The organism is Mycobacterium europaeum, from assembly GCF_002102155.1.
Taxonomy (GTDB): Bacteria; Actinomycetota; Actinomycetes; order Mycobacteriales; family Mycobacteriaceae; genus Mycobacterium; species Mycobacterium europaeum.
The window spans coordinates 94,270-113,722 of record NZ_LQOU01000064.1; the positions used below are offsets into that span (position 1 = coordinate 94,270).

Below are 19,453 nucleotides of genomic sequence, written 5' to 3' on the forward strand. Positions count from 1 at the left end.
GACTCGACGCGCCCGTTGCTCACCCGGGCAGGTAGAGCCCCTCGCCGGTGATCAACGGCAGGTCCAGCGTCGTGACGATGCCCGGCGGGGCGGCCACCACCGCGGGGATCGCGTTGACCACCCGCATCGCCGTGGCGACCAGGCCGGCGTGGTTGTGGTCGCCCTTGCGGCTGCTCAGGCAGACGTCCATGGCGTAGGACGGTTCGCCGGTCACCTCGATGCGGTAGGACCCGCCGGGCTGGGCGGGCTGCGGCCACTCGGGGCACAGGTCCTCGCGCAGCCGGGTGACGTGTTCGAGGACCACGACGGGGTCGCCGTTGACCATGCCGAACACCTCGAACCGCAGCGCCGCGGCGCTGCCCTTGGGGATGTGTCCCGACGCGATGTCGAAGTCTTCCGGCGCCGGCACGCGGATGTACTCCTGCGCGACCGAGTCGAGTGAAACCCCCAGGCCGGCCGCCAGTTGCCGAACCACCGATCCCCACGCCAGGCTGAGCACGCCCGGCTGCAGCAGCATGGGGATCTCGTCGAGTGGTTTGCCGAAGCCCATCACGTCGAACATGACCGCCGCGCTGTCATAGGTGGCGTAGTCGACGATCTCCATGCAGCGGATCTGCTGGATGTTCTGACAGGTGCCGGCCAGCGCCAGCGGCAGCAGGTCGTTGGCGAAGCCGGGATCGATCCCGTTGACGAACACGCTCGAATTGCCTTCGCGGGCAGCGTCTTCGATGGGCTTGATCAACTCCTCGGGAATCACCTCCCACGGATACTGCAAGAACACCGGGCCGCTACCCACGACGTTGATCCCGGCCGCCAGGACGCGCCGGTAGTCCTCCAGCGCCTCGGGCAACCGGTTGTCGGCCAGCGCGTTGTACACGGCGCACTGCGGCCCGCTGGCCAGCACGGCGTCCAGGTCGGTGCTGGCCAGGACGCCGGTCGAATCGGGGAGTCCGGCGAGCTCTGCCGCGTCCTTGCCGGCCTTGGCGTCCGACGACACCCAGACGCCGGTGAGCTCGAACGCCGGGTTGGTGATGAGCGCCCGCAGGGCGTGGATACCGACGTTGCCGGTACCCAACTGGACGACGGGTATTGCCATGACGGGCTCCTCAGTGGTCGGGGGTCACAGATCCGGGACGGGGATGTCGAGGTTGGGGTAGGTGAGTCCGCCGTCGACCTCCAGCGTCTTACCGGTCAGGAAGCTGCCCGCCGGGGACGCCAAATAAACCGCCGCGGCCGCGATGTCGACGGGATCACCGAGGCGGCGCATCGGGGTGGCCTTCTCCATCGGCGCGCGCAGCTCGTCGTTGGAGGCCACCACGTCCAGCGCGGAGGTCAGGATCGACCCCGGCGCGATCGCGTTGACCCGGATGCGGGGGCACAGGTCGAGGGCGGTCAGCCGGGTGTAGTGCGACAGCGCGGCCTTGGCGGTGCCGTAGGCGGCGAAGCCACGGCCGGCCAGCCGGCCCATGGTGGAGGTGATGTTGATGACGCTGCCGCCGCCGGAGTGCTCGAGCATCAGGGGCACCGCCGCGACGGTCAGCGCGTGGGCGGTGGCGACGTTGAAGGTGAACGCGTCCTTGAGTTCTTTGGTCGAGGTGGTCAGCAGCGTGTTGGGCATGGTCCCGCCGACGTTGTTGACGACGATGTCTAGTTTCCCGAAGGCGTCGACGGCCTGGCCGGCCAGCTCCGCGGTCACCTCGGGGTGGGCCAGGTCGGCGGCGACGATGTGCGCCCGGCGACCGGCGGACCGGACCTGTTCGGCGACGCCTTCTAGTTGCGATTGCGTGCGCGAGGCGATGAGGACATCGGCGCCCGCCTCGGCGAAAGCCAGCGCGATGGCCGCCCCGAGGCCGCGGCCGGCACCGGTGATGACGGCGACTTTGTCGTCGAGACGAAATCTGTCAAGGATCATTGCGGCCTCTCTTCGCCCAAGTTGTCAGCCGAAACGGTAGCAAGCCGCGCCGTCTCGGATGCGGCATTTCTGGAACAGGTTCTACTTTTGCATATAGTCGGGCGATGTATCGCCGTGCGGCCCAGGTCGGGGCCCGCCGAACCGGTCGGTCGAAATCGTGTCCGAATTCCGCGCAGCACGGCCTGGCCGCATCCGGCCTCCACTGCGAGAACAATCGCCCGGCGCTAGCCTTAGTCCTGACAGTTTGGCCGGCGCGCAGCGGCTAGTGAATGGTGGCGATCATGTTCGATGCTTCCCCGTGGGAATCCTATTGGTTCTGAAGCGATTCGGCGCTGCGCTCAGTGTCCTGACCGTTGTTGCGCTGGTGGTGGCGGCTTGCGGGACCAACGACAACGCGACGGGTAAAAGCACCGGGTCCGGTGGGTCGCCGGTCCGGGTGAGCTGTGGTGGGGCGAAGGCGCTGAAGGCCAGCGGGTCGACCGCCCAGGCCAACGCGATGACCCGCTTCATCAAGGCCTTCGAGCAGGCCTGCCCGGGCCAGACGCTGAACTACACCCCCAACGGGTCGGGCGCCGGGATCGGCGAATTCACCGGCAAACAGACGGATTTCGCGGGGTCGGACTCGCCGCTGGCTCCCATCGAATACTTCGCGGCGCAGCAACGCTGCGGTTCGCCGGCGTGGAATTTGCCGGTGGTGTTCGGACCGATCGCGATCACCTACAACGTCTCGGGGGTGACGTCGCTGAATCTGGACGGCCCGACGGCCGCCAAAATCTTCAAGGGCGCCGTCAGCGTATGGAACGACCCGGCGATTCAGGCGTTGAACCCCGGCCTCGCGCTTCCCGCCGAGCCCATTCGGGTGATCTTCCGCAGCGATCAGTCCGGTACCACGGACAATTTCCAGAAATATCTGGACTCGGCCGCCAACGGCGCCTGGGACAACGGCATCGGGAAGACGTTCAAGGGCGGTGTCGGCGAGGGGGCCAAAGGCAACGACGGCACATCGGCGGCGGTCAGGGCCACCGAGGGGTCGATCACCTATAACGAGTGGTCCTTTGCTCTGGCGCAAAAGGTCAACATGGCCAAGATCATCACGTCGGCCGGTCCGGACGCGGTGGCGATAGACGCGGGCTCGGTGGGCAAGACGATCGCCGGCGCCGACTTCAGCGAGGAGGGCAACGACCTGGTCGTCGACACCTACTCCTTCTACGAGCCGACCCGGCCCGGTTCCTACCCGATCGTGCTTGCGACGTATGAGATCGTTTGCTCGAAGTACACCGATCCCCGGGTCGGCGCGGCCGTGAAGGCGTTCCTGCAGAGCACCATCGGCGCGGGGCAGGACGGTTTGGCGGACAACGGCTACATCCCGGTCCCCGACTCGTTCAAATCCCGGTTGTCGACCGCGATCAACGCCATCTCGTGAGCTTCTCGCAACGGCCTGCGGCCCACCGCAAAGGCATCGCTGGCCAGCGATAATCGGCCGACGGCAATTTGCCCCGCGTTAACCTTCGTGCTGTTAGCTTCCTTGCTGCGAGAGACGGCTGACCGCTCGACAGCGGCCAGGAGAACGTCGCCAATCGAGCTTCATCCCTACCGTTAGGAAGTGACTTGAAACTCAACCGATTCGGTGCCGCGCTGAGCGTCGTGACCGCTGGTGCGCTGGTGTTGTCGGGCTGCGGAAGTGACAACAACGCCAGCAGCGGAAGCGCGACCAGCGGTTCGTCGGCGGGCAAGGTCAGCTGTGGCGGGAAGAAGACGTTGAAGGCCAGCGGGTCGACCGCCCAGGCCAACGCGATGACCCGGTTCGTCAACGCCTTCGAACAGGCCTGCCCCGGTCAGACGCTGAACTACACGGCCAACGGCTCAGGGGCGGGCATCAGCGAATTCAGCGGCAAGCAAACCGATTTCGGTGGCTCGGACTCGCCCCTTGCCCCCAAGGAATACGCTGCCGCGCAGCAGCGCTGCGGCTCGCCGGCATGGAATCTGCCGGTCGTGTTCGGTCCGATCGCCATCACCTACAACGTCAAGGGCCTGAGTTCGCTGAGCGTCGACGGTCCGACGGCGGCGAAGATCTTCAACGGCGCCATCAAGACCTGGAATGACCCGGCCATCGCGGCGCTCAACCCCGGTGTCGCGCTGCCCGCCGAGCCGATCCACGTGGTGTTCCGCAACGACGAATCCGGCACCACGGACAACTTCCAGGAGTACCTCGACGCCGCCTCCGACGGCGCGTGGGGCAAGGGCGCCGGCAAGACGTTCAAGGGCGGCGTCGGCGAGGGCGCCAAGGGCAACGACGGCACGTCGGCGGCGATCAAGGCCACCGAAGGGTCCATCACCTACAACGAGTGGTCGTTCGCCAAAGCTCAGAAGCTCAACATGGCCAAGGTCATCACGTCGGCCGGCCCGGACGCGGTGGCGATCAGCTCGGAGTCGGTCGGCAAAACGATTTCCGGGGCCAAGATCAGCGGCCAGGGCAACGACCTGGTCCTCGACACGCTCTCCTTCTACAAGCCGACCCAGCCGGGGTCCTACCCGATCGTGCTGGCGACGTACGAGATCGTATGCTCCAAGTACCCCGATGCCCAGGTCGGCACCGCGGTGAAGGCGTTCCTGGAAAGTACGATCGGTGCGGGGCAAAGTGGCCTGGCCGACAATGGGTACATCCCCATCCCGGATTCGTTCAAGTCGAGACTGTCGGCCGCAATCAACGCCATCACGTGATCTGAGGTGGTCGTGACCCGTGGAGCGGTAGCCAGCCCGTCGACCCCGCAAAAGCCCGAGCTGAAGACGCTGGGTGCGCCTTCGGCTCGGCGGGGCGACCAGTTGTTCAAACTGCTGGCTGCCGCTGCCGGGTCGACGATCGTCGTCGCGATCCTGCTGATCGCCGCGTTCCTGCTGATTCGTGCCGTTCCGTCGTTGCGGGCCAACCACGCGAACTTCTTCACCAGCGCGCAGTTCAGCACCACCGACCCGGCGAAGCTCGAGTTCGGCATCCGCGACCTGTTGATGGTGACCGTCCTCAGTTCGCTCACCGCACTGGTGGTGGCGGTGCCGGTCGCGGTCGGGATCGCGGTGTTCCTCACCCAGTACGCGCCCAAGCGGCTGGCCCGCCCGTTCGGGGCGATCGTGGACCTGCTGGCCGCGGTGCCCTCCATCATCTTCGGGTTGTGGGGCATCTTCGTGCTGGCGCCCAACATCGAGCCCGTCGCGGCGTTCCTCAACCGCAACCTGGGCTGGTTTTTCCTGTTCAAGCAGGGCAACGTGTCACTGGCCGGCGGCGGCACCATCTTCACCGCCGGCATCGTGCTGTCGGCGATGATCCTGCCGATCATCACGTCGGTCTCGCGTGAGGTGTTCCGGCAGACCCCGCACATGCAGATGGAGGCGGCGCAGGCGCTGGGCGCCACCAAGTGGGAGGTGGTGCGGATGACCGTGCTGCCGTTCGGCCGCAGCGGTGTCATCGCGGCGTCGATGCTGGGGCTGGGCCGCGCGCTGGGCGAGACCGTGGCGGTGCTGATCATCTTGCGCTCCGCCGCGCGCCCGGGGAGTTGGTCGCTGTTCGACGGCGGGTACACGTTCGCCTCGAAGATCGCCTCGGCGGCAGCCGAATTCAGCGCACCACTGCCCACCGGGGCCTACATCGCCGCGGGATTCGCGTTGTTCGTCCTGACCTTCGTCGTCAACGCCCTGGCCCGCGCCATCGCCGGCGGCAAGGTCAACGGATGAGCTCCACGGTGGAAACGTTTGACCGGCCGGTCAAAGCCCAGGCCTTCCGGCCCGTCAGCATCCGGCGCCGGCTGACGAACAACGCCGCGACCATCTTCTTCGTCACCTCGTTCCTCGTCGCGCTGGTGCCGCTGGTCTGGGTGCTGTCGGTCGTGGTGGCCCGGGGTTGGTACGCGGTCACCCGGTCGACGTGGTGGACCCACTCGCTGCGCGGGATTCTGCCGGAGCAATTCGCCGGCGGCGTGTACCACGCGCTGTACGGAACCGTGGTGCAGGCGGGCGTGGCCGCCCTGATGTCCGTCCCGCTGGGTTTGATGACCGCGGTCTTCTTGGTGGAATACGGTTCCGGCCGGCTGGTGCGTCTGACGACGTTCATGGTGGACGTGCTCGCCGGGGTGCCCTCGATCGTGGCGGCGCTGTTCATCTTCACTCTGTGGATAGCCACCCTGGGATTCCAGCAGAGCTCGTTCGCCGTGTCGCTGGCGCTGGTCCTGCTGATGCTGCCGGTGGTGGTGCGGTCCGCGGAGGAGATGCTCCGGCTGGTGCCCGACGATCTGCGGGAGGCCAGTTACGCGCTCGGGGTGACCAAATGGAAGACCATCGTGCGAATCGTGTTCCCGATCGCGATGCCCGGCATCGTCTCCGGAATCCTGTTGTCGGTCGCGCGGGTGATCGGCGAGACGGCCCCGGTGCTGGTGCTGGTCGGCTACAGCCGGTCGATCAACACCGACATCTTCCACGGCAACATGGCCTCGCTGCCGCTGCTGATCTACACCGAGCTCACCAATCCCGAGCACGCCGGCTTCCAGCGCATCTGGGGTGCGGCCCTGAGCCTGATCATCATCGTCGCCGTGATCAACCTGACCGCGGGGGCCACCCGCTTCTTCTCGACCCGCAGGCGCTGAGCGCGCGCGGGGCCACGCGTCACGCTTTCGATGCCGCCTTCTTGGCCGGTGCCTTCTTCGCGGTGATCTTTTTCGCTGTCGTCTTCCTCGCGGCCGTCTTCTTGGCCGGTGCCTTCTTGGCCGTAGCCTTGCCGTCGCCGGAGCGCGCCTTGACGCTGGCTTCCAGCTTGGCCAGCAGGTCGGAGACGTCCTCGGTCTCGTCGAGTTCCTTCGGTTGCTCCTCGGTGGTAAAGGCCTCGCCACCTTCGAGTTTCGCGTCGATCAGCTCCTGCAGCTGCTCCTGGTAGGTGTCGTGGTAGCGGTCGGGATTGAAGTCCTCGGCCATCGACTCCACGACCTGGCCGGCCATCTTCAGTTCGGCGGGCTTGATCTCGACCTCCTTGTCGAGCACCGGAAAGTCGGGGTCGCGGATCTCGTCGGGCCACAGCAGGGTGTGCACCATCATCACGTCCCGCTTGCCGAAGTCCTTGACGCGCAACGCCGCCAGCCGCGTCTTGTTGCGCAGCGTGAAGTGGACGATCGCCATCCGATCGGTCTCGGCGAGTGTCTTTGCAAGCAGCACATAGGATTTCGACGACTTGGAATCCGGTTCCAGGAAGTAGCTACGGTCGAACAGCATCGGGTCGACCTCCTCGGCGGGAACGAACTCCAGCACCTCGATCTCGCGGCTGCGTTCCTCGGGCAAGGTGGAGATGTCGTCGTCGGTGATGATGACCATCTGGCCGTCGTCGGATTCGAACGCCCGGGCGATGTCGCGGTATTCGACGACCTCGCCGTCCAACTCGCAGACGCGTTGGTACCGGATGCGGCCGTTGTCCTTGGCGTGCACCTGATGAAACTTGATGTCGTGGTCCTGGGTGGCGCTGTACACCTTGACCGGGACGTTGACCAGCCCGAACGCGATCGAGCCCTTCCAGATGGAGCGCATGTAAGTCAGTATGCCCATACCGCCGCCGGGAAAACAGCATGACAGGCGCGTGAGCTGGGGCTGTGCGGCTTCGCGGCAGACCGCGGTGTGCCGGGTTCGCCGGCGTCGTGCTACCCGAAAGCGCCGCTGGCGGAGGTCAATTGAGCCCGCAGGGCAGCCCGATCGGGCAGATCGGCTCCGGGGCGGGCGACCGTCAATGCCGACGCGGCGCTCGCGGTCCACAGGGCGGCAGTGAGCGCGTCGGGTTCGATCCGGGCGAGGGTGGCCCTCCGGTCGGCGCCCAGCAGGTTCATCTCCCACAACGAGTCGAGCAGGCCGACCATGAACGCGTCACCGGCGCCTACGGTGTCGACCACCCTGGCCGGTTTCGCCGCGACCTGGACCTCGCCGGCCGCGCAGAACGCCCGCGAACCGCGTTCCCCCATCGTCACCGCGACGACCGCGGGTCCCAAACCCAACCACGCCCTGGCCGTCTGCTCGGGCTCGTGATCGGGCTCGATGGAGCGCAGGTCCTCGTCGCTGACCTTGACGACGTCGCTGCGCTCGACCAGGCGCTCGATCCGCGCACGGGCCAAAGCGGGGTCGGCGGTCAGCGACGGGCGCACGTTCGGGTCGAAGGTGACCGTGGCGGAAACGCGGTAGGTGTCGATCAACGCCGCGACCGCCAGGCAGCCCGGCTCGCGCGTGGCGGCGATGGACCCGGTGTGCACGAACAGCGGCGGCGGAATCTCGGGTGTCCCGGAGAGTCGCCAGTCCAGATTGAACACGTAGTCGGCCGAGCCGTCCTCGCCGATCGTCGCTACGGCCGTCGGTGTCTGGCCGGCCGCGACGCTACCCGAAACCAGCCGTGCGCCAGCAGCTTTCACGTACTCGGCGATGCGCCGGCCGTGCGGGTCGTCGGCGATGTGAGTCAGAAAGTCGACTTCACGGCCCAAGCGTGCGAGTCCGACGGCGACGTTGAGCGGGCTGCCACCCACATGCTCCTCGCCGTCGACGATATCGATCAGCGACTCGCCGATCACCAGTCCGCGGGTCACCGCACCAAAGCCTCCAGCGTCGCCCGAGCTCCCTTGGTGTGCAACGAATCCAGCGCCCAGCGGTACGCCTCGACGAAGCGTGGCTGGTGGGCCAGATCGCAGAACACCGCAGTGACCTCGATGAACGCGGTGGGATTCCGGTGCTGTGACCGGGCGATCGGGATGAGCGAATCCGCGAGTTGGTCCACCACCTCGTACGGCCTGCCCCATTCGTCGGTGCCCTCGGCGTAGCGCGCCCAGCTGGCCACCGCCGCGGCCGCGAGTTGAACCGGCCCGTCGGCGGCCAGGTTGTCGCAGACGACGGGAAACAGCCATTTCGGGATGCGGTCCGACGAGTAGGCGCACAGCCGCGCGACGGTGTCGCGCACGGCCGGGTTGGCGAACCGCTCGACCAGCGTGCGGGCGTATTCGTGGAGGTCGATCCCCGGCACCGGCGGCAGCGTGGGGATGGCCTCGTTGTCGAAGTAGGAGAGCAGGAATTCCGCGAACAGCGGATCGCGCGCCGCCTCGTGGACGAACTGGAAGCCGCACAGGTGGGCGAAGTAGGCCAGGCACTGATGCCCCGCGTTGAGCAGCCGCAGCTTCATCAGCTCGTACGGGCGCACATCGTCGACCAGCAGCACCCCCGCCTGCTCGAGCGGGGGACGGCCATCGGCGAAGTCGTCCTCGATCACCCAGGCGCTGAAGGGTTCGGCCACCACCGGCCATCGGTCGTTGACGCCGAAGTCGCGCCGCACTTCGGCGGCCATCTCCAAAGTTGTTGCCGGAGTGATGCGGTCGACCATCGAATTGGGGAACCGGGCATGTTCGGCCACCCACTCGGCCAGCGCGGGATCTCTGCGCTCGGCACTGGCGAGCACGGTGCGCCTGGCGACGTCACCGTTGTTCTCGATGTTGTCGCAGGAGACGACCGTCGACGCGGGGATCCCGCGATCGCGCCGCCTGGCGAGCGCCTCGGTGATCAACGCGAACGCGGGCCCGTCCGGGTCGCGGTAGCCGCCTTCGGTGATGGTCAGCGAAATGATCCGGGTCGATGCCGCGGTGAGTACCTCCAACGCCGATTCCGGGTCGTCCGGGGCGTAGCGGTAGTCCACGATCGACCCGATCACCTGGGCGTCTCGGCTGCCGTTGGGATTCTCCAAGATCAGTGTGTACAGCCCGTCCTGATCGTTGAGGACGTCGCGCATGGTCCAGTCGGCGGGCATGACGCCCACACCGCAGATGCCCCAATCGAGTGCCAGGCCCTGCTGGAGCAGCAGGTTGATGTACGCGGCCTGATGCGCACGGTGGAAATGGCCGGCGCCGATATGAGCGATACCGACGGTCACGGCGCCCCGGTCATAGTTGGGCGGCTCGATCGGCAGTTTGGAAAGCGACGCATTGTTCAGATCGATCGCGCTAGCCACCATTGGCCAACTCCTCACCGGGCCGCCGCCCGGATCGTTACCGGGCGCGCGGCACCTCTCGACGGTATGACAGCCGCGGGCCGAAGCCCAGCGACAAACGACCAGCCGATGCCCTACGTGAGTGACGTGCCTGCGGCCGGTACGGCCGACAACAGCAGGACATCGGCAAGAGCGCGCCACGATTCGGTTATCGCGACCGCGCCGGCATCGATCAGATCCGCTCGGCGGCAATCCCGTTCGTCAGCCGGCACGAACATCAGGTTGCCCACGGTGGGGTAACCGGCCGCGACCGCGGAACGCACGCCGGCCACCGAGTCCTCGATGGCCAGCCCTTGTGCTGCCGCGACGCCCATCACCTGACCGGAATGCAGATACACCGCCGGGTCGGGCTTGCTTGTCGGCGACGGCAGTGAATCCTCCGCGCTGAAGGTCACCGACTCGGCGATCAGCGAGTCGATGCCGGTGGCGGCGAAGCAGGCACGCAGGCGCTTGGTGGCGCTGGAGCTCACGGCCGCCAGCGCGTAATGCGGTGCGAGGTCGCGCAGCGGTTCGAGCACCTGCGGGTCGGGTGTCAGGGTCACCGCCAGATGTGCGGTGACCCGTTCGCGCTCTTCGCGCACCCACTGCTCGAGTTCGTCGGCGGACAACGCATTGCCCTTCGCCACGTCACCGGTTGAGGCGCACACCGCTGCGGGGAGGCCGTCGGCCAACGCCTGATCGAGCGGCAGTCTGCACTGGACCGCCAGCTCGAGAGCCATGGCGCGGAAGTTCTTCCCGACTGCCCGCTTCCGCAACTCCTCCGAGTCGACCGGAGCGGTCACGCCGAACCTGGCCAGGAAACGATTCATCACCTCCGTCGACGCTTCGAACGCCGGCCGCTCCGAAGCGAACAGGTTGTCGTCCGCGTCGCACAGCAAGGTCGTGATCGGCGCCGGGTCGAATGTGCGCACAAAGGTCAGCCCATCGCTCATCGTGACACCAACTCCCGCTCGTCGTTGCGCATCCCGTCAAGCAGCGTGGGCACCACACCGCACGTGTCGATACGCCTGATCATGTCGCCAAGGCGCTCCGCAAACCCGGGAACCGCGCGAAGCTCCGCGAACATCGCGTGCCGCAGCAGCGGATCCGCATTGTCGCCTGCCATGTTGGCCAACGTGGCCACCGGTATCGCCTGTGAGTCTTCCAGACGGAGCTTGCGCCCCTGCAGGTCGTGGCCGCGCATGTAGCGGGCCCACCCGGCAACGGCCAACATCAGCAGCGTGTGCGGCCTGCCCCGCGCGATCGCATCCTGCAGGGACGGCAACACAAACGACGTTATCTTGCTCGTTCCCCGCCTGGCCAGCCGCGACAACTGGTCACTCATCTGAGGATTGCCGAGCCGATCGAGCAAACTGGCCCGGTATTGGGGTGTGTTCATCCCCGGGACCGGGGGCAGCAGCGGCTGAATCTCGTCGCGCAGCAGCCTCTCGACGTAGTCGAATATCACGCGGTCCTGCATCGCCTCGTCGGTGCGCCGGTAGCCGGCCAATATGGCCAAACACGCGAGCGCGATGTGGGTTCCGTTGAGAAGGCGGGTCTTGATCAGCTTGTGGTCGGAGACATCGGAGACGAATTCGGCTCCGACCTCCTCGAGCGGAGGGCGCCCGTTGCTGAAGGAATCCTCGATCACCCATTGGCTGTACGGCTCGGTCACGACCGGACATTTGTCGGCCACGCCGAACGTCTGCTCCACGAATTCGCGCTCCGACGCCGAAGTCTGCGGGGTGATGCGGTCGACCATGGTCGACGGGAACGCGACATGCTTTTCGATCCAGCGGGCGAGCCCGGAGTCCTTCAAGGCGGCGAACGACACCAGCGCGGTTCTCGCCGGGCGGGTGTCGCCGGGAATGTTGTCGCAGCAGAGCACGGTGAACGGCGCCACGCCCGCGCGGCGGCGCCGGTCGAGAGCTTCGGCCAGATATCCCCACGCGGTGGCATACCCTCCGGAGGCGCCATGAGACGCGACGAGGTCAGCGCGGATGTCGGGGTGGTTGGCATCGAACTCGTCGGTGACCGGATCGAGGAAGTATCCGTTGTCGGTGATGGTCAGGCTGACGATACGGGTCTGGGGGTCCGCCAGGGCGGCGCGCACCGCCGCGCCATCATTCGGTGCGTAATGCACGGAGCCGATCGAGCCGACCACGCGGGCGGTCTGGCGGTCGTGGCCGCGCTGTACCACGGTGTAGAGCCCGTCCTGCGCCGACAGCAAGTCTTTGGCGGTCGGGGAGTGCAGGCTGACGCCGGTAACCCCCCAACGATCCGAAATGCCCGAGCGGGCAAGGTCATCGAAGTAGACGGCCTGATGTGCGCGGTGGAAATTGCCCGCGCCGATGTGGACGACACCACGCTGGAGGGCCGATCTCTCGTAGGTGGGTACCGCGATTCGCCGGGAGTGCAGTCGAAGGGTGGCATTGCTGAGGGGGACGCCACATTCTGGACGCCAGGACGGTATGGGCATCCGTCTTCGGTGCCCGGCCCGTCGGTGTGTCTAACCCCTTCGTGGTCGATGTCACAAAGATTTACGTTTGAGACATAATCAGCGGTGGTAATGAATCGGCCCTGATCAAACGCGTAAGTTGACTCTCATGGCACCGCGGGTGAAGCTGACCAACGCCGACAAGGTGCTCTATCCCGCCAGCGGGACCACGAAGCGCGACGTCTTCGATTACTACACCCGGATCGCCGAGGTGATGATTCCCCACATCGCGGGGCGCCCGGCCACCCGCAAACGCTGGCCGAACGGCGTCGAGCAGGACGCCTTCTTCGAAAAGCAGCTGGCCGCCTCGGCCCCCGACTGGTTGCCGCGCGCCAGCGTCACCCACCGGTCCGGGACCACGACCTACCCGATCATCGATACCCCCGAGGCGCTGGCCTGGATCGCGCAGCAGGCCGCGCTGGAAGTGCACGTGCCGCAGTGGCGGTTCGTCGCCCAGTGGACGCGGAGCAAGGCCGAGGAACTCAAGCCCGGCCCGGCGACCCGATTGGTCTTCGACCTCGACCCCGGTGAAGGCGTGACCATGGCCCAGCTGGCCGAGGTGGCCCATGCCGTGCGCGAGCTGATCGGCGGGATCGGGCTGACCCTGTTCCCGCTCACCAGCGGCAGCAAGGGCCTGCACCTCTACGCGCCGCTGGCGGAACCGGTGAGCAGCAAGGGCGCGACCGTGTTGGCGAAACGGGTTGCCCAGCAACTGGAAACGTCGATGCCCAAGCTGGTCACCTCGACCATGACCCGCAGCCTGCGGGCGGGCAAGATTTTTCTCGACTGGAGCCAGAACAACGGATCCAAAACGACCGTCGCACCGTATTCCCTGCGTGGACGCGAACACCCGACGGTCGCCGCGCCGCGCACCTGGGCGGAGATCGACGACCCGGCGTCGCTGCGCCAACTGCGCTACGACGAGGTGCTGGCCCGGGTGGCGCGCGACGGTGACCTGCTGGCGGCGCTGGACAACGACGTCGCCGCCCCGGACCGGCTGACCAAGTACCGCAGCATGCGGGACGCGTCGAAGACTCCGGAACCGGTGCCCCGGACGAAACCTGAGTCCGGCCAAGGCAATACGTTCGTCATCCAGGAGCACCACGCCCGCCGGCTGCACTACGACTTCCGGCTGGAGCGCGACGGCGTGCTGGTGTCGTGGGCGGTGCCGAAGAACCTGCCCGAAACCACGTCGGTGAACCACCTGGCGGTCCACACCGAGGACCATCCGCTGGAATACGCCACCTTCGAAGGCAGCATCCCCAAGGGCGAATACGGGGCCGGGAAGGTGGTCATCTGGGACTCCGGCACCTATGAGGCGGAGAAGTTCGATCAGTCCGCCGAAAAAGGGGAGGTCATCGTCAATCTGCGCGGCAGCAAGGTCTCCGGCCGCTACGCCCTGATCCAAACCAAGGGTGACCAGTGGCTGGCGCACCGGATGAAGGACCAGAAGGTCTTCGACTTCGACGCAATAGCGCCCATGCTCGCCTCCCACGGCTCGGTCGCCGGCTGCAAGGCGAGCCAGTGGGCGTTCGAAGGCAAGTGGGACGGCTACCGGCTGCTGGTCGAGATCGACCACGGAAGCCTGCGGGTACGGTCGCGGCGAGGCCGGGAGGTCACCGACGAATACCCCCAATTGCGCGCTCTGACCGCCGATCTCGCCGACCATCACGTGGTGCTCGACGGGGAGGCGGTCGTCCTGGACGACTCCGGGGTGCCGAGCTTTCATGCGATGCAGAACCGGGGCCGCGGCAGCCGCGTCCAGTTCTGGGCGTTCGACCTGCTGTATCTCGACGGCCGTTCGCTGCTGCGGGCCCGCTACCAGGACCGCCGAAAACTGTTGGAAACGTTGGCCAGTGGCGGCGGCCTCATCGTCCCCGAGCTGCTGCCCGGCGACGGGAAACAGGCGCTGGAGCACTCACTCGAGCACGGCTGGGAGGGCGTGGTCGCCAAGAGACGCGACTCCACCTATCAGCCCGGCCGACGCTCGGCGTCCTGGATCAAGGACAAGCATTGGAACACCCAGGAAGTCGTCATCGGTGGCTGGAAGGCCGGCGAGGGCGGGCGCAGCAGCGGCATCGGCTCGCTGCTGATGGGCATTCCGGTCGACGGTGGCCTGCACTTCGCCGGGCGCGTCGGCACCGGGTTCACCGAACGTGACCTGGCGAACCTGAAGAAGACGCTGGCACCGCTGCACACCGACCGGTCTCCCTTCACCCCGCCGCTTCCGCGCACCGAGGCCAGGGGCGTGACGTACGTCGAGCCGGTGCTCGTGGGCGAAGTGCGGTACAGCGAATGGACCCCGGATGACCGGTTGCGCCAATCGAGTTGGCGTGGGCTGCGGCCGGACAAGGAACCGAGCGAGGTGGTGCGCGAATGAAATGGGTGACCTACCTTGACGCGGACGGCGAACGCACCGGCGTGCTCGCCGGCGACGTCATCCACCCGATGCCCGCGGGCGTGACGCTGCTCGACCTCATCGGGCGCGGCGCCGACGGATTGCGTGCGGCCGGCGAGGAGGCGCTGCGCGCCCCCGTCGCCACAGTGCCCGTGGCCGCGGTGCGGCTCCTGGCGCCGATCCCGCGTCCGCCGTCCATCCGCGACTCGCTGTGCTTCCTGGATCACATGCGCAACTGCCAGGCCGCGCTGGGCGCCGGGCGGACGCTCGCCGACACCTGGTATCGGATACCGGCGTTCTATTTCGCTTGCCCCGCAACGGTTTTAGGCCCCTACGACGACGCCCCCGCCGCCCCTGGAAGCGCTTGGCAGGACTTCGAATTGGAGATCGCCGCGATCATCGGCACCGGCGGGCGGGACCTGACGGTCGACGAAGCCGAGCGCGCCATCATCGGCTACACCATCTTCAATGACTGGTCCGCGCGCGACCTGCAGCAATTGGAGAGCCAACTGGGCATCGGGCAGGGCAAGGGCAAGGACGGCGGCGTGACCCTGGGCCCCTACCTGGTGACGCCCGACGAGCTCGAGCCGTACCGGCGGGGCGGCAGGCTGGACCTGCGGGTGACCGCCCTGGTCAACGACGCCGTCATCGGCACGGGGTCGACCGCCCAAATGGACTGGACCTTCGGCGAAGTCATCTCCTACGCCTCCCGGGGCGTGACGCTCGCCCCGGGCGACGTCATCGGCTCCGGAACGGTGCCGACCTGCACGCTCGTCGAGCACCTCAACCCGACGGCGCTGGACTCTTTCCCCGGCTGGCTGCACGACGGCGACGTCGTCACGCTCCAGGTCCAGGGGCTCGGGGAGACCCGACAGACCGTGCGCGCCAGCCGCGCGCCGCACCCGTTGGCCGTCCGGCGCAACCCGGACGCCCCGCCCGCCCCACCGCGGGTGAACCGGGCGGCCGCCAAGGTGCCCTACACCCGCGGTCTGCACGAGGTCGCCGACCGGGTGTGGGCCTGGACCCTGCCGGACGGCGGCTACGGGTGGAGCAACGCCGGGCTGGTCGCCGGCGACGGGGCGTCCCTGCTCGTCGACACCCTGTTCGACCTGGCGTTGACCCGCGAAATGCTCAGCACGATGCGGAACATCACCGCCGCGGCACCCATCACCGACGCGTTGATCACCCACTCCAACGGCGATCACACCCACGGCAACCAGCTGCTCGATCCCTCCGTCCGGATCATCGCCGCGCGGGGCACGGCCGACGAGATCGCGCACGGGATGGCACCCGAGATGCTGGCGATGGCGCAGACCGCGAACCTGGGCCCCGTCGCGACCCCCTACACCCGGGACCGCTTCGGGCACTTCGACTTCAGCGGCATCACGGTGCGCAACGCGGATCAGACGTTCGACCGCGAGCTGACCATCGAGGTCGGTGGGCGGCGCATCGACCTGCTGAACTTGGGTCCGGCGCACACCGCCGCGGATTCGGTGGTGCTTGTGCCCGACGCCGGTGTGCTGTTCGCCGGCGACCTGCTGTTCATCGGCTGCACCCCCATCGTGTGGGCCGGCCCGATCGCCAACTGGATCGCGGCGTGCGACGCGATGATCGCGCTGGACGCGCCGACGGTGGTACCCGGCCACGGCCCCGTCACCGACCCGGACGGAATCCGCGCTGTGCGCGGCTATCTCGCGGACGTCTCCGAACAAGCCGAGGCCGCCTACCGCCGCGGGCTGTCGTGGTCCGAGGCGGCCGACACCATCGACCTCGGTGAGTACGCGAGCTGGCTGGACGCCGAGCGCGTCGTCGTCAACGTCTATCAGCGGTACCGCGAACTCGACCCGGAGACCCCGCAGCTGGAGGCGATGGCCCTGCTGGTGATGCAGGCCGAGTGGCTGGCCAGGCGCGGCTAGAGCCGCACCGCCCGGACGAATTTGATCGTGGCAGCCGGGACCTGCTCCGCGGCGGGCCCCAACTCCGGCAGCCCGGCGGCGGAGAACAGGTCGGTGAGCCGGGATTCGGTTGTTTCCCAACCGTTTTCGTGCAGGTGCGCGGCGACGTCGGTGTGCTCGCCGGGATACGACAAGCTGGTCAGGTCCATGTCGAGTCCCTGCTGTCGCCAACCCTCGGTCGCGAGCCGGGCCTGCTCGCGGGCCGCCGGCGACGTGCCGGTCACCGTGCCGTAGTCGGCGGCGAACCGGCTGCCCTCGGCCGACAGCGGGATGATGGAGTCCAGCAGCCGCACCTCGGCCTCCGGCGGGAGCCATCCGATCAGCACGCCCTCGGCCAGCCATGCCGTGGGGTGGGCCGGATCGAAGCCCGCCTCCTGGAGCGCCGCCGGCCAGTCATCGCGCAGATCGACGCCGACCTCGCGGAGCTTGGCGGTGGGCGCCGCCCCGATCTCCGACATCGTCGCCGCCTTGAACGCGATGACCTCGGGCTGGTCGATTTCGTACACGATCGTCCCGATCGGCCAGCGCAGCCGGTAGGCGCGTGAATCCAGCCCCGAGGCCACGATCACCACCTGGAGCAGCCCCGCCTGCCCGGCCGCGGCGAAATAGTCGTCGAAATACCGCGCGCGGGCGGCGAACGTGTCGACCATCCGGGGGAACCCGACGCTCCGCTCGAGGTCGTCGGGATCGAGCTCGCCACTGGCCAGCCTGGTGAACACGTCCAAGCCCACGGCGCGCACCAGCGGTTCGGCGAAGTCGTCCGTGATGACCGGCTGCGGACGCTTGCTTGCGGCGGCCCGGGCAGCGGCGACCATGGTGGCCGTCGCCCCCACGCTGTTGGCCAGGTCCCAGCTGTCACCTTCGGTTCGTGCCATGGCTTCTCCTTCGATGTGGTGGCCAAACCACGGTATGCCCCGTCGGTGAAATCCGCGTCGCCTACCGTTTCTGCCATGCCCGCAGTGGAATCCGAAACCGTCGAAGACGGCATCGCCCGCATCACCCTGAACCGGCCCGAGCGCCTCAACGCCATCGACGGCGCGTTGATCGACGGCGTGGACCACGCCTTGGACACGCTGAGCGGCGGCGAGTTCAGGGTCGCGATTCTGACCGGCGCCGGACGCGGATTCTGCGCGGGGGCCGACTTGAGCGGCACCGGCGAGCCGTGGACCAAGCCGAGGCCGTCGACCCCGGCGTTCAAAGTCAACTACGACTCCCAGGTCCGCCTGGCCGACCTGTTCACCCGGATCTACGAGCTGCCCATTCCGGTGATCGCCGCCGTCAACGGGGTGGCCGTCGGGGGAGGGCTGGCCTTCGCGCTGGTGTGCGACATCCGTGTCGCCTCCGACCGGGCGCGGTTCTCCTCGGCGTTCATCAAGGCGGGCTTCTCGTCGATGGACATGGGCACCAGCTACCTGCTACCCAAGATCGTCGGTGCGGGCGTGGCGCGCGAACTCATGCTGACCGGCCGCATCATCGACGCGGCCGAGGCCTACCGCATCAAGCTGGTGCACGAGGTGGTGGCCCCCGACGACCTGATGCCGGCCGCGCTGAAGGTGGCCCGCTCGATCGCCGCGAACAACGCCTACGGCGTCTGGCAGACCAAGATCGGGCTCAACGCGGCACTGGATGCGCCCAGCCTGCGGCATGCCATCGAGATCGAGAACCGCACCCAGATCCTCACCGGCTTCACCAACAACCCGGTCGAGGCGGCCAAGGCGCACCGGGAGAAGCGAGCCCCGAAGTGGGATCCGCTGTGACGGTCAGGGAGGTCAGACCTTCGCGATGACGTTCTCGGCGAACATCTCGAGGTTGCGGATCTTGTTCTCCAGCGGCTCGGTGTCCGTGCCCTTGATGTAGGGGATGCGGAAGCCGACGATCGCATCGGTGACGCCCTTGTCTTCCAGGCGTTTGATGCCGTCCACGGTGTAGGCGTCGGCCGAGATGACGTGAATCTGGAAGGGCCCGGTCTTGCCGGCCTCCTCGCGATACCGCATGAGCTTGGCGATGAGCGCGTCGAGTTCCTCCGGGTCGCCGCCGCCGTGCATCCAGCCGTCCAGCCGGGCCGCGCGGCGCAGCGCCGCGTCGGCATGCCCGCCGATCAAGATCGGGATCGGCTGTGTGGGAGCCGGCGTCATCTTGGTCTTGGGGATGTCGTAGAACTCGCCGTGGAATTCGAAGTAGTCGCCGCTCGTGAGGCCCTGGATGATTTCGATGCATTCGTCCATGCGCTTGCCGCGCCTCGCGAAGGGCACGCCCAGCAGTTCGTAGTCCTCCGGCCAGGGGCTGGTGCCGACGCCGAAGCCCACCCGGTTGTTGGTCAGTGCCGCCAGCGAACCGATCTGCTTGGCCACCAGAGCCGGCGGCCGGATGGGCAGCTTGAGTACGAAGAAGTTGAAGTGCAGCTTGGTCGTCACCGCGCCCAAGGCCGCCGTCAGCACGAAGGTTTCGATGAACTCCTTGCCGTCCAGGAACTCGCGGTCCCCGTCGGGCGTGTAGGGGTACTTCGAGTCCGACTCGAAGGGGTAGGCGATGCTGTCGGCGATCGTCATCGCGTGGTACCCGGCCGCCTCGGCCGCCTGGGCCAGCGGGATGTAGTACCGGTGATCGGTCATCGCCTCCGCGTAGGTGAACCGCACGTCATCTGCCTTCCTGGAAACGGGTCGTGACACGA

The 19,453-nt window shown here is 67.5% G+C and carries 16 protein-coding genes; 7 read left to right on the forward strand and 9 right to left on the reverse strand.

The features are described from left to right. Positions 1-19 precede the first annotated feature (19 nt). Both AWC03_RS24535 and AWC03_RS24540 read right to left on the reverse strand, forming a co-directional pair. Positions 20-1,096, reverse strand: coding sequence for an NAD(P)H-dependent amine dehydrogenase family protein (locus AWC03_RS24535; RefSeq protein ID WP_085243291.1), 1,077 nt, complete (start codon positions 1,094-1,096; stop codon positions 20-22). A gap of 24 nt (positions 1,097-1,120) precedes the next feature. After that, the gene (locus tag AWC03_RS24540; protein WP_085243292.1) at positions 1,121-1,912 is read right to left on the reverse strand and encodes an SDR family oxidoreductase; all 792 of its coding nucleotides are present in this window, start codon (positions 1,910-1,912) and stop codon (positions 1,121-1,123) included. A 310-nt stretch (positions 1,913-2,222) separates the two neighbouring features. On the opposite strand from AWC03_RS24540, the gene pstS (AWC03_RS24545) reads away from it, so the two are divergent. The 4 genes from pstS (AWC03_RS24545) to pstA all read left to right on the forward strand — a co-directional run bounded on the left by pstS (AWC03_RS24545) (position 2,223) and on the right by pstA (position 6,543). Continuing rightward, positions 2,223-3,335 carry a phosphate ABC transporter substrate-binding protein PstS gene (pstS, locus tag AWC03_RS24545; RefSeq protein ID WP_085243293.1) on the forward strand — a complete coding sequence of 371 codons (1,113 nt, stop codon included), beginning with the start codon at positions 2,223-2,225 and terminating at the stop codon, positions 3,333-3,335. Positions 3,336-3,520: 185 nt separating this feature from the next. After that, the gene (gene pstS, locus AWC03_RS24550) at positions 3,521-4,633 is read left to right on the forward strand and encodes a phosphate ABC transporter substrate-binding protein PstS (protein WP_085243294.1); all 1,113 of its coding nucleotides are present in this window, start codon (positions 3,521-3,523) and stop codon (positions 4,631-4,633) included. Between the two features lie 60 nt (positions 4,634-4,693). Beyond that, positions 4,694-5,638, forward strand: coding sequence for a phosphate ABC transporter permease subunit PstC (gene pstC / locus AWC03_RS24555; protein ID WP_085243354.1), 945 nt, complete (start codon positions 4,694-4,696; stop codon positions 5,636-5,638). Then, positions 5,635-6,543, forward strand: coding sequence for a phosphate ABC transporter permease PstA (pstA, locus tag AWC03_RS24560; protein ID WP_085243295.1), 909 nt, complete (start codon positions 5,635-5,637; stop codon positions 6,541-6,543). Before pstC ends, pstA begins: the two co-directional genes overlap by 4 nt. A gap of 19 nt (positions 6,544-6,562) precedes the next feature. Here pstA and ku read toward each other — a convergent pair whose 3' ends face one another. The 5 genes from ku to AWC03_RS24585 all read right to left on the reverse strand — a co-directional run bounded on the left by ku (position 6,563) and on the right by AWC03_RS24585 (position 12,411). Next, the gene (gene ku, locus AWC03_RS24565; RefSeq protein ID WP_085243296.1) at positions 6,563-7,471 is read right to left on the reverse strand and encodes a non-homologous end joining protein Ku; all 909 of its coding nucleotides are present in this window, start codon (positions 7,469-7,471) and stop codon (positions 6,563-6,565) included. A gap of 110 nt (positions 7,472-7,581) precedes the next feature. Next, positions 7,582-8,508, reverse strand: a complete 927-nt coding sequence (locus AWC03_RS24570; RefSeq protein WP_085243297.1) for a carbohydrate kinase family protein — start codon at positions 8,506-8,508, stop codon at positions 7,582-7,584. Then, positions 8,505-9,917, reverse strand: coding sequence for a mannitol dehydrogenase family protein (locus tag AWC03_RS24575; RefSeq protein ID WP_085243298.1), 1,413 nt, complete (start codon positions 9,915-9,917; stop codon positions 8,505-8,507). The genes AWC03_RS24570 and AWC03_RS24575 overlap by 4 nt, the downstream gene beginning before the upstream one ends. A 110-nt stretch (positions 9,918-10,027) precedes the next feature. Next, the gene (locus AWC03_RS24580) at positions 10,028-10,885 is read right to left on the reverse strand and encodes an HAD family hydrolase (protein WP_085243299.1); all 858 of its coding nucleotides are present in this window, start codon (positions 10,883-10,885) and stop codon (positions 10,028-10,030) included. Further along, complete coding sequence (locus tag AWC03_RS24585) at positions 10,882-12,411, reverse strand: mannitol dehydrogenase family protein (RefSeq protein WP_085243300.1); 1,530 nt, start codon at positions 12,409-12,411, stop codon at positions 10,882-10,884. Before AWC03_RS24585 ends, AWC03_RS24580 begins: the two co-directional genes overlap by 4 nt. A gap of 127 nt (positions 12,412-12,538) precedes the next feature. On the opposite strand from AWC03_RS24585, the gene AWC03_RS24590 reads away from it, so the two are divergent. Continuing rightward, positions 12,539-14,809 (forward strand): ATP-dependent DNA ligase, encoded by a 2,271-nt coding sequence (locus AWC03_RS24590; protein WP_085243301.1) that lies wholly within the window; start codon positions 12,539-12,541, stop codon positions 14,807-14,809. Continuing rightward, the gene (locus tag AWC03_RS24595; protein WP_085243302.1) at positions 14,806-16,743 is read left to right on the forward strand and encodes a fumarylacetoacetate hydrolase family protein; all 1,938 of its coding nucleotides are present in this window, start codon (positions 14,806-14,808) and stop codon (positions 16,741-16,743) included. The genes AWC03_RS24590 and AWC03_RS24595 overlap by 4 nt, the downstream gene beginning before the upstream one ends. On the opposite strand, the gene AWC03_RS24600 is transcribed toward AWC03_RS24595, so the two are convergent. Further along, positions 16,740-17,657, reverse strand: a complete 918-nt coding sequence (locus AWC03_RS24600) for an SAM-dependent methyltransferase (RefSeq protein ID WP_085243303.1) — start codon at positions 17,655-17,657, stop codon at positions 16,740-16,742. The genes AWC03_RS24595 and AWC03_RS24600 overlap by 4 nt on opposite strands. 75 nt (positions 17,658-17,732) lie before the next feature. Here AWC03_RS24600 and AWC03_RS24605 point away from each other — a divergent pair, with 75 nt between their 5' ends. Then, positions 17,733-18,539, forward strand: coding sequence for an enoyl-CoA hydratase/isomerase family protein (locus AWC03_RS24605; protein WP_085243304.1), 807 nt, complete (start codon positions 17,733-17,735; stop codon positions 18,537-18,539). 12 nt (positions 18,540-18,551) lie between these two features. Here the strand turns inward: AWC03_RS24605 and AWC03_RS24610 are convergent, their stop codons facing one another. Beyond that, on the reverse strand, positions 18,552-19,418 hold the full coding sequence (locus AWC03_RS24610; RefSeq protein ID WP_085243305.1) for an LLM class flavin-dependent oxidoreductase: 867 nt from the start codon (positions 19,416-19,418) through the stop codon (positions 18,552-18,554). Positions 19,419-19,453 lie beyond the last annotated feature (35 nt).

What these genes read in the sequence shown, in the direction of transcription:
- AWC03_RS24535 (WP_085243291.1), bottom strand. Translation starts at nt 1,096, where the DNA reads ATGGCAATACCCGTCGTCCAGTTGGGTACCGGCAACGTCGGTATCCAC.
- AWC03_RS24540 (WP_085243292.1), bottom strand. Translation starts at nt 1,912, where the DNA reads ATGATCCTTGACAGATTTCGTCTCGACGACAAAGTCGCCGTCATCACC.
- pstA (WP_085243295.1), top strand. Translation starts at nt 5,635, where the DNA reads ATGAGCTCCACGGTGGAAACGTTTGACCGGCCGGTCAAAGCCCAGGCC.
- ku (WP_085243296.1), bottom strand. Translation starts at nt 7,471, where the DNA reads ATGCGCTCCATCTGGAAGGGCTCGATCGCGTTCGGGCTGGTCAACGTC.
- AWC03_RS24575 (WP_085243298.1), bottom strand. Translation starts at nt 9,917, where the DNA reads ATGGTGGCTAGCGCGATCGATCTGAACAATGCGTCGCTTTCCAAACTG.
- AWC03_RS24580 (WP_085243299.1), bottom strand. Translation starts at nt 10,885, where the DNA reads ATGAGCGATGGGCTGACCTTTGTGCGCACATTCGACCCGGCGCCGATC.
- AWC03_RS24585 (WP_085243300.1), bottom strand. Translation starts at nt 12,411, where the DNA reads ATGCCCATACCGTCCTGGCGTCCAGAATGTGGCGTCCCCCTCAGCAAT.
- AWC03_RS24590 (WP_085243301.1), top strand. Translation starts at nt 12,539, where the DNA reads ATGGCACCGCGGGTGAAGCTGACCAACGCCGACAAGGTGCTCTATCCC.
- AWC03_RS24595 (WP_085243302.1), top strand. Translation starts at nt 14,806, where the DNA reads ATGAAATGGGTGACCTACCTTGACGCGGACGGCGAACGCACCGGCGTG.
- AWC03_RS24600 (WP_085243303.1), bottom strand. Translation starts at nt 17,657, where the DNA reads ATGGCACGAACCGAAGGTGACAGCTGGGACCTGGCCAACAGCGTGGGG.
- AWC03_RS24605 (WP_085243304.1), top strand. Translation starts at nt 17,733, where the DNA reads ATGCCCGCAGTGGAATCCGAAACCGTCGAAGACGGCATCGCCCGCATC.